This window comes from Spirilliplanes yamanashiensis (genome assembly GCF_016863475.1).
GTDB classification, from domain to species: domain Bacteria; phylum Actinomycetota; class Actinomycetes; order Mycobacteriales; family Micromonosporaceae; genus Spirilliplanes; species Spirilliplanes yamanashiensis.
Genome location: NZ_BOOY01000034.1, coordinates 82,191 through 95,272 on the forward strand (window position 1 = coordinate 82,191; position 13,082 = coordinate 95,272).

15 protein-coding genes are annotated in these 13,082 nt (G+C 76.7%); 5 read left to right on the top strand and 10 right to left on the bottom strand.

The window, feature by feature from the left end; translation table 11 throughout:
- Positions 1–320 precede the first annotated feature (320 nt).
- The 9 genes from Sya03_RS31755 to Sya03_RS24590 all read right to left on the bottom strand — a co-directional run bounded on the left by Sya03_RS31755 (position 321) and on the right by Sya03_RS24590 (position 9,248).
- Positions 321–2,531: a serine/threonine-protein kinase gene (locus Sya03_RS31755; protein WP_203940765.1), complete on the bottom strand. Its 2,211-nt coding sequence runs from the start codon at positions 2,529–2,531 to the stop codon at positions 321–323.
- Positions 2,532–2,581: 50 nt separating this feature from the next.
- Positions 2,582–3,886 carry a ferredoxin reductase family protein gene (locus tag Sya03_RS24555; protein ID WP_203940766.1) on the bottom strand — a complete coding sequence of 435 codons (1,305 nt, stop codon included), beginning with the start codon at positions 3,884–3,886 and terminating at the stop codon, positions 2,582–2,584.
- A gap of 91 nt (positions 3,887–3,977) precedes the next feature.
- Positions 3,978–5,336, bottom strand: a complete 1,359-nt coding sequence (locus Sya03_RS31760; protein WP_306892183.1) for an LPXTG cell wall anchor domain-containing protein — start codon at positions 5,334–5,336, stop codon at positions 3,978–3,980.
- A 283-nt stretch (positions 5,337–5,619) separates the two neighbouring features.
- Positions 5,620–6,504, bottom strand: a complete 885-nt coding sequence (locus Sya03_RS24565) for a hypothetical protein (protein ID WP_203940767.1) — start codon at positions 6,502–6,504, stop codon at positions 5,620–5,622.
- Between the two features lie 73 nt (positions 6,505–6,577).
- On the bottom strand, positions 6,578–7,351 hold the full coding sequence (locus Sya03_RS24570) for a hypothetical protein (protein ID WP_203940768.1): 774 nt from the start codon (positions 7,349–7,351) through the stop codon (positions 6,578–6,580).
- Positions 7,351–7,704, bottom strand: coding sequence for a hypothetical protein (locus tag Sya03_RS24575; RefSeq protein WP_203940769.1), 354 nt, complete (start codon positions 7,702–7,704; stop codon positions 7,351–7,353). The genes Sya03_RS24570 and Sya03_RS24575 overlap by 1 nt, the downstream gene beginning before the upstream one ends.
- Complete coding sequence (locus Sya03_RS24580) at positions 7,694–8,230, bottom strand: hypothetical protein (RefSeq protein WP_203940770.1); 537 nt, start codon at positions 8,228–8,230, stop codon at positions 7,694–7,696. The genes Sya03_RS24575 and Sya03_RS24580 overlap by 11 nt, the downstream gene beginning before the upstream one ends.
- A gap of 28 nt (positions 8,231–8,258) precedes the next feature.
- Positions 8,259–8,537, bottom strand: a complete 279-nt coding sequence (locus Sya03_RS24585; RefSeq protein WP_203940771.1) for a transcriptional regulator — start codon at positions 8,535–8,537, stop codon at positions 8,259–8,261.
- A gap of 9 nt (positions 8,538–8,546) precedes the next feature.
- Positions 8,547–9,248: a metallophosphoesterase family protein gene (locus Sya03_RS24590; RefSeq protein ID WP_203940772.1), complete on the bottom strand. Its 702-nt coding sequence runs from the start codon at positions 9,246–9,248 to the stop codon at positions 8,547–8,549.
- Between the two features lie 46 nt (positions 9,249–9,294).
- Here Sya03_RS24590 and Sya03_RS24595 point away from each other — a divergent pair, with 46 nt between their 5' ends.
- Complete coding sequence (locus Sya03_RS24595; RefSeq protein ID WP_203940773.1) at positions 9,295–9,657, top strand: DUF2203 domain-containing protein; 363 nt, start codon at positions 9,295–9,297, stop codon at positions 9,655–9,657.
- 4 nt (positions 9,658–9,661) lie between these two features.
- On the opposite strand, the gene Sya03_RS24600 is transcribed toward Sya03_RS24595, so the two are convergent.
- The gene (locus Sya03_RS24600; RefSeq protein ID WP_203940774.1) at positions 9,662–11,131 is read right to left on the bottom strand and encodes a pyridoxal phosphate-dependent decarboxylase family protein; all 1,470 of its coding nucleotides are present in this window, start codon (positions 11,129–11,131) and stop codon (positions 9,662–9,664) included.
- A 95-nt stretch (positions 11,132–11,226) separates the two neighbouring features.
- Between Sya03_RS24600 and Sya03_RS24605 the strand changes: the two genes are divergently transcribed.
- Genes Sya03_RS24605 through Sya03_RS24620 form a run of 4 tightly spaced genes read left to right on the top strand, consistent with a single transcriptional unit; the run spans position 11,227 to position 13,069 of the window.
- Positions 11,227–11,829, top strand: a complete 603-nt coding sequence (locus Sya03_RS24605) for an ATP-binding protein (RefSeq protein WP_239107808.1) — start codon at positions 11,227–11,229, stop codon at positions 11,827–11,829.
- A complete protein-coding gene (locus Sya03_RS24610) occupies positions 11,816–12,148 on the top strand; it encodes an STAS domain-containing protein (RefSeq protein ID WP_239107809.1) in 333 nt (110 codons plus the stop codon). The genes Sya03_RS24605 and Sya03_RS24610 overlap by 14 nt, the downstream gene beginning before the upstream one ends.
- A gap of 46 nt (positions 12,149–12,194) precedes the next feature.
- Positions 12,195–12,836 (top strand): class I SAM-dependent methyltransferase, encoded by a 642-nt coding sequence (locus tag Sya03_RS24615; RefSeq protein ID WP_203940775.1) that lies wholly within the window; start codon positions 12,195–12,197, stop codon positions 12,834–12,836.
- Positions 12,833–13,069 carry a glutaredoxin domain-containing protein gene (locus Sya03_RS24620; RefSeq protein ID WP_203940776.1) on the top strand — a complete coding sequence of 79 codons (237 nt, stop codon included), beginning with the start codon at positions 12,833–12,835 and terminating at the stop codon, positions 13,067–13,069. Before Sya03_RS24615 ends, Sya03_RS24620 begins: the two co-directional genes overlap by 4 nt.
- Positions 13,070–13,082: the final 13 nt, after the last annotated feature.

Genomic DNA, 13,082 nt, shown 5'->3' on the forward strand with positions numbered 1-13,082 from the left:
CAGCACGTAGACGGTGTACAGGACGTTGCCCACGTTGCCGAGGGCGATGTGACCGAGGCTGTAGGACGCGACATCCTTGGTCTGGTAGGCCTTGACCAGCATGGGCAGCGTGCTGACCGCGAACACGGCGGTCGCCACCGAGCCGGCCGCGACGGGCACGTCGAACGCGCTCACGGGATGCTCTTTCCGGTGCGATGAGTGGGTTACCGCACCACCGTGCACGCGGGCCGTTGCCGCACACTTGCCCGCCGCTTGCACGCCCCTTGCCGCTCGCGCCCAGCCGCCCCCGGCCGCCCCCGGCCGCCCTCACCGGCTACCGGTCAGAGCGGGTCCGGCACGATCGGCAGGTCCGGCAGCGGCAGGTCCGGCAGCACGCCGCCGTCGTCCCCGCCGCCGGTGCTGCCACCGCCGGTGCTCCCGCCACCGGTGCTGCCACCACCCGTGCTGCCGCCACCGGTGCTGCCACCGCCGGTGCTCCCACCGCCCGTGCTGCCACCCCCGGTGCTACCGCCGCCCGTGCTGCCACCGCCCGTGCTGCCGCCGCCGGAGTTTCCGCCGCCGGAGCTGGACCCGCCGCCCGAGTTCGACGTGCCGCCCGATCCGCTGCCGCCGCCCGACTCCGCCGCGCCCGAACCGCCCGAGGAGGTGCCGCCCGCGGCCGCGCCGTCCCCGGCGCCGGCCTGCGCCTTGTTGCCCTCCTTGTCGGTGACCGGGCCCGTCGTCGTCGCCTCCGGCGCGGCCGGGCCGGTGCCCTCGGCCAGCGTGGTGCGCTCGGGCGCCGGCGTCACTGCGCACGCGGCGCCGTTGAGCGTGAAGTCCGCTGGCGTGCCGTTCGCGGCGGCCGAGCTGCCGCGCAGCCGCACCTGCGCCGTGGCGCCCGGCGCGAGCGGCGCCGCGCCCGCCGGATGCAGCACGACGCGCCGCCCGGTCTGCTCGGCCCAGTACCCGTCGCCGGGCAGCACCCGCTCGTCACCGGGGAACGTGAACGCGAGCTGCCACCCGTGCGCGGGCTCGCCGCCCCGGTTGGTCACCCCGAGGCGCGCGCCGAACTCCGCACCGGAGTCGCTGGTCACCACGTAGTCGATCGCGCACGCGGCCGCCCCGGCCCCACCGGCGCCCGGCCCGGTCGCGGAGGTCAGCGGCCGGCCCTGCTCCAGCGCCGCCCAGGTGACACCACCCGCGGCGAGCAGCCCGGCGGCGGCCACGGCGACCCGCGCCCGCCGGCGCCGCCGACCGGCACCGTCCGTCACCCGGCCGGCACTCGCAGCTCCGCCGCCCGACACGACTCCCCCGCCCGGCACGGCTCCGTCCCCCGCCGCGGCTCTGTCCACTGAGGCGGATTTGTCCGTCACCGCCGCTTTGTCCACAAGTGCGGCTTTGTCTGTCACTGCTGCTTTGTTCACAAGCGCGGCTTTGTCTGTCACCGCGGCTCCATCCACGGGCGCGTCGGTGGCGGCCGTCGCGGCCTTCACGGCCGCCCCACCCGCGGCACCCGCCGCCGCGCCGCCCGCGGCACCCGCTGCGGCGCCGCCCGCGGCACCCGCCGCCGCCGCTGCGCCCGCGACCTTCGCCGACGAAGGCACCGCCGAGACGGCCCGCACCGACGACACCGCCCGCACCACCGACGCGGCAGCCACCGACCCCGCACCGCCGTCCCGCCCAGCAGCGGCGCCGGACTCCACAGGCTGCGCGCCCGGCCCGGCCGCCGCCGGGATCGGCAGGCTGAGCCCGGCCGCCGCGGCGAGGGTGCGGGCCGCCGCCGCCGCGTCCGGGCGGTCGGCCGGCCGCTTGGCCAGGCAGGCGGTGATCAGGGCGGCCACCCGCGGCGGGACGTCCAGCCCGGCCGGTAGCGGTTCCGGCTCGCGGTGCAGGTGGGCCTCGAGTAGGTCACCCGTGGTCTCGGCCGCCCACGGCAGGCGGCCGGTGATGCTGCGCTGGAGCAGGATGCCGAGGGCGTACACGTCGGCGGCCGGCGAGACGGAGCCGCCGGTGAGGCGCTCCGGCGCGAGGTACGCGGGCGTGCCGATCAGCGGCGTGGGGTCCCGGCGGCCGACGGCGGCGGCGATACCGAAGTCGAGGACCTTCGCCCCGCCGGCGGTGAGCATGACGTTGGCGGGGCTGATGTCGCGGTGCACGAGCCCGCGGGCGTGGGCGGCGGCGAGGGCAGCCGCCACCTGGGCGGCGGCGGTGATCGCGTCCGCCGCGGGCAGCGTGCCCTCGCGGCGCAGCCGGTCGGCCAGGGTCTCGCCCTCGACCAGCTCCATGATCAGGTACGGGGCGTCGCCGCTGATCTCGCCGTAGTCGTACACGCCGGTGACGTGCGGGTGGCACAGCTGGGCGGCGGCCATCGCCTCGGCGCGCAGCCGGTCGCGGAAGGCGTCGTCACCGGCCAGCCGCGGAGCCAGAAGTTTCACGGCGACGTGCCGTCCGAGCACCTCGTCCTGGGCCCGCCACACGACGGACATGCCGCCGGTGCCGAGCCGCTCGATCAGCCTGTACCTGTCGCCGACGCGGCCCGCCTCGGAAGTCATGGGTGTCACTGTGCCCGATGGGCGGGGCGAGAAACCACAGAAACTTCGGCTCAGGCCAGGCTGAACCGCTCGGCGTGGACCTGCCGGGCCGGCACCCGCAGCGCCCGCAGGCTGCGCAGCACCGCCGCGGTCATGGCGGGCGGCCCGCAGACGAAGACGTCACGTCCGGTCAGATCGGGCACGAGCCGGGCGAGGTTCGCCGGGTCGAACGGCCGGGCGCCCTCGCTGGTGCGCCCGGTCAGCAGGTGCAGCTGCGCGCCCCGGCCGGCGGCCAGGTCGCGCAGTTCGGCCAGCAGGACGGCGTCCGCCTCGGTCTGCACCCGGTACAGCACGACCACGTCGCCCGCGGCCTCCTCCAGCAGGGCGCGGATCGGCGTGACCCCCACCCCGCCCGCGACGAGCAGGGCGGCGTCGCGGGTGCGCTGCAGGGCGGTGAACGCCCCGTACGGTCCCTCCGCGAACACCCGCGTGCCGACCGGCATCGCGCGCAGCCCGGCGCTGGTCGTCCCGGCGGCCTTCGCGGTGAGCCGCAGGCTGCGCCCGTCGGGCGCCGCCGACAGGGAGAACGGGTTGGCCTGCCACCACCGGTTGTGACCGGGGAACCGCCAGATGAAGAACTGCCCGGCCCGGGCCGGCAGCCGGTCCAGGTGCCGGCCGGTGACGTGCACGGACACCACGGTGTCCGACTCCGGCACGACCGCGGAGACCCGGAACCGGTGGTACGCGTTGCGCCACAGCGGCAGCACGAACCGCCCGCCCACGAACGCCCCCACGGTCAGGATCCACAACCCCCACCAGTACGCGGCCGCCCACGCGTTCGCCGTGAACGTGGTCGTCTCCAGGAACTGGTGCGCCAGCGCCAGGGCGAGCGCCAGGTAGAGCAGGGTGTGCAGCGCGTGCCACGTCTCGTACGACAGCCGCCGGCGCGCCCACCGCGTCGACAGCACCGCCACCGTGACGACGACCGCCGCGGCGGCCATGCCGAGCAGCGACGCCACCACGCCGGCCAGGGCGAAGAACGTGCGCAGCACGGGCGCGCCGTCGAGCGTGGCGTAGCCGAGGACCACGACGGTGGCGTGCAGCACGACCGCCCACAGCAGCGAGAACCCGACCCAGCGGTGCCACGCGGTGAGCCGGTCCATGCCGAGGCGCCGGTCCAGCCACGGCACCCGGGCCACCAGCAGCAGCTGCACCATCATCAGCAGCGCGGCGTGCACGCCCAGGAACTTGCCGACCGTGAGCACGTCGTTCTTCCCGGCGCCGCCGGCGACGAACAGGATCTCCACGACCACCACGTTCACCAGCACGACCGCCCAGAGCGCCGCGCGCGCCGCCGATGCGCCGACCGCCGCCATGTCCGCCTCCCGACCCGGCCGGCAGGGTCCTGCACGGCACCGGGCCCGCACGGTAACGCGTCCGTGCGGGCCCGGGAACCGGTCAGTCGGCTTACGGTCGGCGCCGCCGCATGGACGCGAACAGCACCGCGCCGGACAGCAGCAGGATCGCACCGAGCGCGATGCCCGGGACGGTGTTCACGCCGGTCTTGGCCAGCGCACCCTCGGCGACCGGGGCGGGCGCGGCGACGGGCTGCGCGGCCGGCTCCCCACCACCGTCACCGGCGTCGGCAGCAGCCTCCGCCTCCTCGGTCGCCGACGCCCGCGGCTTCGCCTTCTTCGGAGCGCGGGTGGGCTCCGCGGCAGCCGCCTCGGGCTCCTGCGCCGGGGCGGCGGTGCTGCGGGCGGGCTTCGGCGCCCGGGTGGGTGTGGTCGCGGGCGCGGCGGTGGGCGCGGCGGAGACGGGCGCGGCGTTCGGCACGGCGGGCTTCGCGGTCTTCACCGGCCGGGCGGGCTTGGCGGGCTCCGCCGGCTCCCCGGGCTGGTCCGGCTGCCCAGGCTGCCCGGGCTGGTCGGGCTCCCCCGGCTGCCCGGGCTGCGGCTTACCGGGCTGCGGCTTACCGGGCCGCGGCTGCTGCGGGTCCGGCTCGCCGGGCTGCGGCTGCCCCGGCTGCGGCTGGCCCGGCTGCGGCTGGCCCGGCTGCGGGGTGTCCGGCCGGTCCGGTTCCTCCTGCGCCGGAGGCCGGTCCGCCGCGCGGACCTTGATCCGGACCGCGTCCAGGGCCGGGGTCTGGTTGGCCCGCTGCATCATCGGCACCCGGTGCGAGCCGTCGCCGGCCCACGCCGCGCACTGGGCGATGCCCGTGTCCGGCAGGCCGGGCACCTCGATCGTCACGGTGTCGGGGGTACGGCCGCCGCTGCCGTCCTCGGTGGCCACGAAGAAGGCGGGCGCGGGGGCCGGGTCGGCCGCCACCCGGGTGCTCTGCAGCATGCGGCACGCGGTGTGGAAGTGGCCGCGCACCAGGCCGTCGTCGGTGAGCAGGGAGCTCTCCACGTAGTACCCGCCCTTGCCGGCCGCGAGGAAGCGGTCGCGCACCAGGTTGCGGGTGCTGATCTTCAGCCGGAACGGCTGGCCGGCGCGGACGGACTTCGGCGCGTCGGCGATGATCAGCGTCGGATTGTTCTCGGCGGCGCCGACCTCGCCGAATTCGGTGGAGACGCAGCGGTCCCCGTTCTGGAATCCGTCGTGCGCGGCGAGCCGGGTACCCTCGCAGCTGTCGGCGAGGACGTCGAGCCCGTTGCGCTTGACGGGCGTGCGCTGCTGTTGCGCGCCGGGTGAGTCCTCGGCGCTGGAGATCTGCGTGACCCCGATGAGGGCTGCGAACACGCCGGCTGCGGCGACCGCGGCGAGCAGGCGGCGGGGCCTGCGGCGGTGCGAACCGGCGGCGGACTGGCGGGTCGGCCTGTGCATGCGGAACACCTCTTCTGGCGCCGTTTCCGGCACCCCGTGCCACCGCGCCGGCCGTTTCTCGGCCGGCGTCCGGACAGGGCAAGAAGACGGTAAGAGGCGTTGCCCGCGGATTCCATTTCGCGCGACATATTTGAAACTGATTTACGGGCGATCTAAAGAAGATTTCGACCGCGCATTCCGAACGGCCGGCATCATCCGTTCGGCCGATGCCGGGGGTTCACGGCGCGGCCCGCGGACAACGGGTTTTTCTCCCCCGCCGCGCGGGATGCGTAACCGTAGCGCCTCAGCGCGTGATCGTCACGGGCACGGGCCGTCCCTCCCGGACCTCCAGCACGGACCGCTCCCCGAGCGGCCGCGCGAGCCGGGCCACGGCGGTACGCGCATGCCCGATGGCGGGGCAGACGTCGTCGGCGCTGTGCCGCGTCTCGTGGACGATGACGACGACGGCGGCCGCGGACTCGACGGCCTCGGCGGCGTAGTCGGCGCCGCACGGCTCGCTCGCCGGGCCGCGGGAGCCGACGAGCGACACGGTCAGCTCGGTCCCGGCCGCGGTGGTGGTGGCCGACTCGACGCCGATCCCGGCGGGGGTGTCGTACGGGTCCCAGGACGGCGGCGTCACGACGACGGTGCGGGCCGGGCCGACGGCGACGCGGGTGAGCCGCGCGTCGGCGCCCTCCACGGTGAACTCCCACGCCGGGGCGGTCGCCCGCCCGCGCGTGGTGCCGATGTCCACCTGGACCAGGCGGGCGCCGGTGACGCGGGCCGGGGTGCAGCCGGCGCAGTCCACGGCGCCCTGGGCGGACATCTGCGCCAGCGCCTCCCCCGCCCCGATCAGCGGCACGGCCTCGGTGCTGCCGTCGGCCCAGCGCACCCGCCCGGTGGCGGCGGGCGCCCCCGGCAACGGCCCGGTCGCCACCGCCAGCCCCGCGCCGAGACCGCCGGACTTCTCGTCGGTGCTGCCGCGCAGCCCGGTCAGCTGCTCGACGGGGATGAACCGCCGCGGCTCACCGGCCCGCGCGACCGCCTCGTCGTACCGGGTCAGCGCCGCCCGCGCCTGCGCCCGCACCTGCTCCGTCGTGTCGGGGGCGGCGACCGGCGCCCCACCCTGCCCGCCGCACCCGGCCAGCACGGCCACCGCCAGCACCGCCGCAACCCGTCCCCCGCGCATCGCGCTCACCTCCGGGTCGTTCGACGGCCCGCGCCGGGCGCCGGTTCCGCGCCGCGCGAACCCCGTCGCGGCGTCAGAGGGCGCCGACGGCCTGTGGCCAGTGACCGCCCGGCATCTTCTCCTTGCCGGTGACCATGGCCTCGATGTCGCGCACGTTCTTCAGCTGGTCGACGAGGCGCTTGCTGAGGTTCATCAGGTCGTTGAGGCCCTTCTCGATGACCCGGCCCAGCATGCTGCCGCACTTGCCGATGGCCTCCAGGAAGCCCGCCACGCTCGCCGCGTCGATGGCGGCCGCGGCCAGGTCGCCGGCGAGGATGGAGATGTAGCCGCCCATCGTCACCAGATACTCCACGTTGGCCTTGACCACGGTGAACAGCCAGGTGCTGACGGCGTCGGCCTTCGCCGCGACGTCGCCGGCGGCGGCCGCCTGGGCGGACAGCTTCGCGGCGTACGCGTCGGCGGCCTCGCCCTTCCAGTAGAGGAGGTGGTCTGCCTTCACGGGCACCCGGCCGGCGATGTCGGAGGCGGGACCGTACACGCCGGACACCCAGTCGAAGCTGGTGAGGATCAGCGAGATGATCGGCGTGGAGTGGTCCAGCGCGTACTGCGCCTTGTCGAGCAGCTCGACCACGCCGGCGCGCAGCTCGTCGATCTTGCCCTTGGCCCACTCCCAGCCGGCGACCGTGAGCAGGCCGCCCGCCGCGACGAGCCAGCGGTGGTCGTTGAGGTTGTCGACGAGCCGGGTGAAGTTGTCGACGACCAGGCCGACCCCGGCGCGCACCTCGGCGACGGCCCGGTCGAACAGCTCGCGCGCCTCGTCGATCTCGGCTGCCTGCGGCGGCGCCATCAGCCCTCCACCTCGCCGGGCAGGTCGAACCGCCCGTAGTAGCTGTCCAGCCGCGCGGCCGACACGCTGTCGCTGCCGTCGTAGTCGTCGGCGATCCGCTGCAGGGCGCCGGCGATCTCGCCGAACTCGGCCCGGCCCTCGGCGAGCCGGGCGGCCAGGTAGGCGCGGAACTTCTCGTACGTGGGCGCGAGCGACATCGAGGTCGGGTCGCCGCAGAAGAACGCGGTGACGTCCAGCGTCAGCCGGTCGACGTTCTTCTGCACGGCGCTCAGGTCGTCGGCGAGCGCGACCCACTTGCGGCGCTCGGTGTCGAGGGCCGCGGTGACGACCTCGACCGTGGACTCATCCGGCACGGCCCACCTCCCGGAACGCGACGAGCGCGTCGCCGGCCAGCACGCTGCCGCCGGTCTCGCCGCGCACGTTGACCTGCACCCGGCGCACCTCCCGGCCGCGGGCGAGGAGCAGCACGTGCCGCCGCGGGCCCCACACGGACCGCTCGCCGCCGTCGGCGGCGGGCAGCGCGGCCGCGGCGAGCCGCCGCGCGGTGTCGTCGAGCTCGCCGCGCATGCGGCGCAGCCACTGCCCGGGCGGCTCGTCGCGGGGCGCAGGGCCGCGGCCGGGCCCGGGCCCGCCGGCCGGCGCGGCCTCCACGATGGACCCGGCCAGGGCGCTGCGGTACGCGGTGAGCAGCGCGTCGCCGAGCCCGGCCGGTGTCAGCACGCCGCGCCACGCCTCGTCGATGCGCACGTCCTCGACCAGGCCGCCCGCTCCGATGCCGACGGTGACGACGCCGGGCGCCGCCGCGGGCGCGGGCGCCCCGGTGTCGTCCGCGGGCTCCAGGGTGGGCAGTCGCCACCCGTTCGCGTACTCGCCAGTCACACGCCACTCCCCCCGGTCGCGCATGATCCTAGAGGCCCGCGGCGCCCCCCGTTGCCCCGTCCACAGGCGGCACCCGGCGCAGGAACGCGTGCGGCGTGTTCATGGTCGTGAACGGCGCCACGTTGACCAGCTCCCAGCCGTACTGCCGCAGGTGCTCGACCGCGTGCAGCGCCCAGCTGACCGAGTCGGACGTCACGGCCAGGTAGTGGAACGGGTAGCCGTCGAGCTGCGCCCGGCCCTGCAGCACCGCCGCCGCCGACACCGTCCGGTTGCGGCCGATCTGCTCGGCCGTCTCGATCGTCGTCATGCCGCGACCCTAGTGACCGGTGTCCCGCGCGGCGATCGCCGTGAACGCCGCCAGCGCCTCGGCGTCGTCGTGCGGGTGCAGCACGTACTCGTCGGCCCAGGCGCGCGCCCCCGCGGCGGCGATCCGGGCGGCCGCCGCCGCGGCGTCGTACGCGGTGCGGCGCAGCTCGACGACCGGGCCCAGCAGCGCCCAGTACGCCCCGGGCGGCCCGTACGCCATGCCGACGCTGCCGGGGTTGACGACCCGGCGGCCGGCGGCGAGCCGGTCGAACGGCATGTGGGTGTGCCCGCACACCACCGTCGGCGCCGTGACGCCGGCCAGCGCGGCCGCCCAGCGGGCGGGCGGGGAGTCGACGAGGACGACCTCGTCGTCGCGGCGCGGGGTGGCGTGGCAGAACAGCACCGGGCCGAGGCCGTCGACGTCGAGCGTGACGGTCAGTGGCAGCCCGGCCAGCAGGTCGCGGTGCCGGCGCGACAGGCCGCCGGTCCCGGCGTCGGACGCGGCGACCAGCTCGCGCTCGCCGTTGCCGTGCACCCACACCGCCCGGTCGCCCAGCGCGGCGAGCCGGTCCAGGGTCTCGGCGGGCATCGGCCCGCCGGCGATGTCGCCGAGCAGCACGTACCGGTCGGGCCTGAGGGGTTCCGCCTCGGCCAGGACCGCGTCGAGCGCCGGCAGGTTGGCGTGGATGTCGGCGAGGACGGCGACTCTCATCCGCCCATCGTCTCCCCCGGCGGCGCGGCTGGCAGACTCTGCGCGCATGGGGCTGTTCACGGTGGCGGAGGCGCGCCGCGAGATCGCCCGGCTGCGGCCGGTGCTCGACGAGCTGGTCGTCGTCCGGGCCGACGTGGTCGAGCTGTCCGCGGCACTGGCGGCGGGCGGCGAGCCGTCGGCGCTCGGCGGGCTGCCGGAACGCAAGGCCGCGGAGGCCCGGTTCGACGAGCTGATGACGGCGGTGCAGCAGACCGGGGCGGAGCTGAAGGGCGTGGCGCCGCTGCTGGTCGACTTCCCCGCCGACCTGGACGGCGTGCCGGTGCTGCTGTGCTGGCTGGAGGGCGAGCCGGAGCTGGCCTGGTACCACCGCCTCGACCTGGGTTTCGCGGGTCGGCGCCGGCTGCCCTGACGCGTCAGGCCGCCCGCTCGGCCACCAGCGCGTCGCCCAGCTCGACCAGGGCGGCGGCCAGGCCCGTCACGTCGGCGTCGGTGTGCCGGACGCCGACGTAGCAGGGCCGGATCGCGAACCGCCCGGCCACCACGGTGCTCGACGGCAGGTGGGCGGTGGTCCGCCACAGCCGGCGCAGCAGCTCCTCGTTGAGGGCGTCCAGCTCGGCGTCGGCGACGGGGTGCGCGGGCCGGTAGCGCAGGCAGGCCACCGACAGCTCGGGGTCGGTCAGCGCCTCCAGCCGGGGGTGCGCGCGGGCCAGGTCGGTGAGGCGGCGGGCGTAGGCGACGTGCCGGCGGATCCGCTCGTGCAGCCCGTCGCGGCCGATCTCGCGCAGCACGGCCCACACGAGCACGCCGCGCGGCGGGGCCGACAGCTCCACGCTCAAGTCGTCGTAGTGCACCCCGAAGTCCTCGAACGCCGAGGCGACCGCCCCGCTGCCGGGCATCGCCAGGTACGCCGCCGGGGTCTGGGTGAACGTGCGGTGCAGCAGCTCGGGGTCGCGCACGAACGTGGCGGCGCAGCCCACGCCGGTGGCCAGCCACTTGTGCGGGTCGACGATCCACGACTGCGCCCGCCGCACCCCGGCGAACCGCCCGGCCAGCTCCTCGACCCCGGCGGCGGGCAGCCCGTACGCGCCGTCGACGTGCAGCCACACGCCGTGCCGCTCGGCGACGTCGGCCAGCGCGTCCAGCGGGTCGATCGCGCCCGTGTTGGTGGTGCCGGCCACCCCCACCACGGCGACCGGCACGTCCCCGGCGGCGACGTCCCGCTCGATCATGCCAGCGAGCAGGTCGGGCCGGACCCGCTGGCGGTCGTCGACCGGCACCGGCCGGACCGCCTCGCGCCCCAGGCCGAGGACGGCGGCGGACCGGTGGATGGTGTGGTGCGCCTCGGTGCCGGCGTAGATGCGCCCGCGGGCGCCCGGCGGCAGGCCGTCGCGGCCCACGTCGACGCCGAGCCGTTCGAACGCGGCCTGCCGCGCCGCCCCGAGCGCCAGCAGGTTCGCCACCGAACCGCCGCTGCTGTAGACCCCGGCGACCGTGGGGTCCAGGCCGCACGCCTGGGCCAGCCAGCGCAGCGACACCCCTTCGAGCAGGTTGAACGCGCTCACGGCGTACCGCTGCGGGCTGGCCACCGCGGCGGCGAACTGGGCGACGGCCGGGACCGTCGACGGACCGGTCGTGATGAAACCGGTGAAACCGGGCGCGCCGATCGGCAGCCCGTTGGCGACCACCCAGTCGGCCAGCTCCGCGAGGGCCGGGCCGGCGCCCGCGCCCTTGTCCGGCAGCGGCACGTCGAGCACCGCCTGCCAGCTGTCCCGGCGGCGCGCCGGGCCGGTCATGTCGGTGAACCGCAGCCACTGCTCCAGCGCCGGCAGGACGGCCTGCACGGCATCGGTCAGACCGTCGGCCCGGGCGGCATCGGACGTCATCCCGCGAGCATCGCACGCCACCGGCGCGATCACGGTCGCCGATCCGTCATCCGGCCCCTGTGAGGGCGCCCTGGGCTGCGGCTACCCTTCACGCTGTGACCGCGCCCGAGCACGCCTTCCCGGCCGACGGCGGCCCGGCAGACATCGGGCTGCCGGTGCCCGCGCCGCCCGCCCTGTCGGAGGCGTTCACCGCGGAGACGGTGAGCGAGCTGCGGCACCGGGTGCAGGCCTGCGCCCGCCGGGCCGGTCTGACCGGCGACCCGCTCGACGACTTCGTCGTCGCGGTCCACGAGCTGACCACCAACGCCGTCCGGCACGGCGGCGGCCGCGGCCACCTGCACTTGCGCCTCGACGACGACAACCTCGTCTGCGACGTCACCGACCACGGCCCCGGCTTCGCCGCCCCCGTCCCGGCGACCAGCTCACGCCCGGCCCCGCTGACCGTCGGCGGGCGCGGGCTGTGGCTGGCCCAGCAGCTCACCGACACCCTGCTGATCAGCGACGGCCCGGACGGCGTCACCGCCACCGTGACCCTCTGCCTGCCGGCCCGCCCGGCCCCGGCCGGCCCGCTCACCCCGGCGACCGCCGCCCTGCCCACCGCCGTGCCCACCGCCCTGCCCACCGCCCAGCCCACCGCCCAGCCACCCGCCCCGCCGACGGTGTTGCCCGCCGACGAGCCGAGCGGTGACGTCCATTAACGGGCGGTGGAGCCATCGCATCTGCCGCGACGGCGCCACCGCGACGGTCGCCCTCAGCGGCGAGCTCGACATGACCGCCGACCCGGCCCTGACCGCGCTGCTCACCGCCGAGCTCGACCACCCCGGCACCGAGGAGGTCCGGGCCGACCTGCACGCGGTGACGTTCATCGACTCGTGGACGATCAGCACCCTCGTGCGCACCTACCGCGCCGCCCACGCCGGCGGCCGCCGGTTCGTCGTCACCCAGCCGCACGGGCACGTGCGCCGGGTCCTGGACGTCGCGGGCGTGCTGGCCACCCTCACCGCCCCGCCGGCCTGACGCACCCCGGGGCGCGGCCGTTGCGCCGGAGGCGCAGGATGGTCCCATGGCGTCGGTGTCGCACCCGGTCTTCGCCCGGGTCTACGAGCGGATGAGCGCCGCGATGGACCGCGCCGGCGCCGCCGAGCACCGGCACGCGCTGCTCGCCGGCCTGTCCGGCCGCGTCGTCGAGGTCGGCGCCGGCAACGGCCGCATGTTCGCCCACTACCCGCCCGCGGTGACCGAGGTCGTCGCGGTCGAGCCGGAACCCCGGCTGCGGTCCGCCGCCACGGCCGCCGCCCGCCGCGCGCCGGTCCCCGTCCGGGTCGTCGACGGCGTCGCCGAACACCTGCCCGCCGCCGACGGCGAGTTCGACGCCGCCGTGGCCGGCCTGGTCCTGTGCTCCGTCGCCGACCAGCGCGCCGCCCTGGCCGAGATCCACCGCGTCCTTCGCCCCGGCGGGCGCCTGCGCTTCCTCGAACACGTCGCCGCGGACACCCCGGGCCTGCGCCGGGCCCAGCGGTTCGCCGACGCCACCCTGTGGCCGCGCCTGTTCGGCGGCTGCCACACCGCCCGCGACACCCCCGCCGCCGTCCGCGCCGCCGGGTTCACCGTCGACGAGCTGCACCGGTTCCGGTTCCCGCCGACCGGACCCACCAGCCCCGCCACCCCGCACGTGCGCGGCGCCGCCACCCGGACCGCGCCGTGAACCCCGTCGTCGTCTACACCCGCCCCGGCTGCCCGTACTGCTTCCTGCTGCGCCGGGGCCTGCGCCGCCGCGGCGTGCCGTTCACCGAGGTCGACATCTGGCAGGACCCGTCGGCGGCCGCCGCGGTCCGCGCGGTCGCCGACGGCAACGAGACCGTGCCGACCGTCCACGTGGCGGGCCGCTGGCTGGTCAACCCGCGCGCCGCCGAGGTGCAGCGCCTCGCCGCCGGCTGACCGTCCGCCGTGT

What these genes read in the sequence shown, in the direction of transcription:
- Sya03_RS31755 (WP_203940765.1), bottom strand. Translation starts at nt 2,531, where the DNA reads ATGACTTCCGAGGCGGGCCGCGTCGGCGACAGGTACAGGCTGATCGAG.
- Sya03_RS24555 (WP_203940766.1), bottom strand. Translation starts at nt 3,886, where the DNA reads ATGGCGGCGGTCGGCGCATCGGCGGCGCGCGCGGCGCTCTGGGCGGTC.
- Sya03_RS31760 (WP_306892183.1), bottom strand. Translation starts at nt 5,336, where the DNA reads ATGCACAGGCCGACCCGCCAGTCCGCCGCCGGTTCGCACCGCCGCAGG.
- Sya03_RS24565 (WP_203940767.1), bottom strand. Translation starts at nt 6,504, where the DNA reads ATGCGCGGGGGACGGGTTGCGGCGGTGCTGGCGGTGGCCGTGCTGGCC.
- Sya03_RS24570 (WP_203940768.1), bottom strand. Translation starts at nt 7,351, where the DNA reads ATGGCGCCGCCGCAGGCAGCCGAGATCGACGAGGCGCGCGAGCTGTTC.
- Sya03_RS24585 (WP_203940771.1), bottom strand. Translation starts at nt 8,537, where the DNA reads ATGACGACGATCGAGACGGCCGAGCAGATCGGCCGCAACCGGACGGTG.
- Sya03_RS24590 (WP_203940772.1), bottom strand. Translation starts at nt 9,248, where the DNA reads ATGAGAGTCGCCGTCCTCGCCGACATCCACGCCAACCTGCCGGCGCTC.
- Sya03_RS24595 (WP_203940773.1), top strand. Translation starts at nt 9,295, where the DNA reads ATGGGGCTGTTCACGGTGGCGGAGGCGCGCCGCGAGATCGCCCGGCTG.
- Sya03_RS24600 (WP_203940774.1), bottom strand. Translation starts at nt 11,131, where the DNA reads ATGACGTCCGATGCCGCCCGGGCCGACGGTCTGACCGATGCCGTGCAG.
- Sya03_RS24615 (WP_203940775.1), top strand. Translation starts at nt 12,195, where the DNA reads ATGGCGTCGGTGTCGCACCCGGTCTTCGCCCGGGTCTACGAGCGGATG.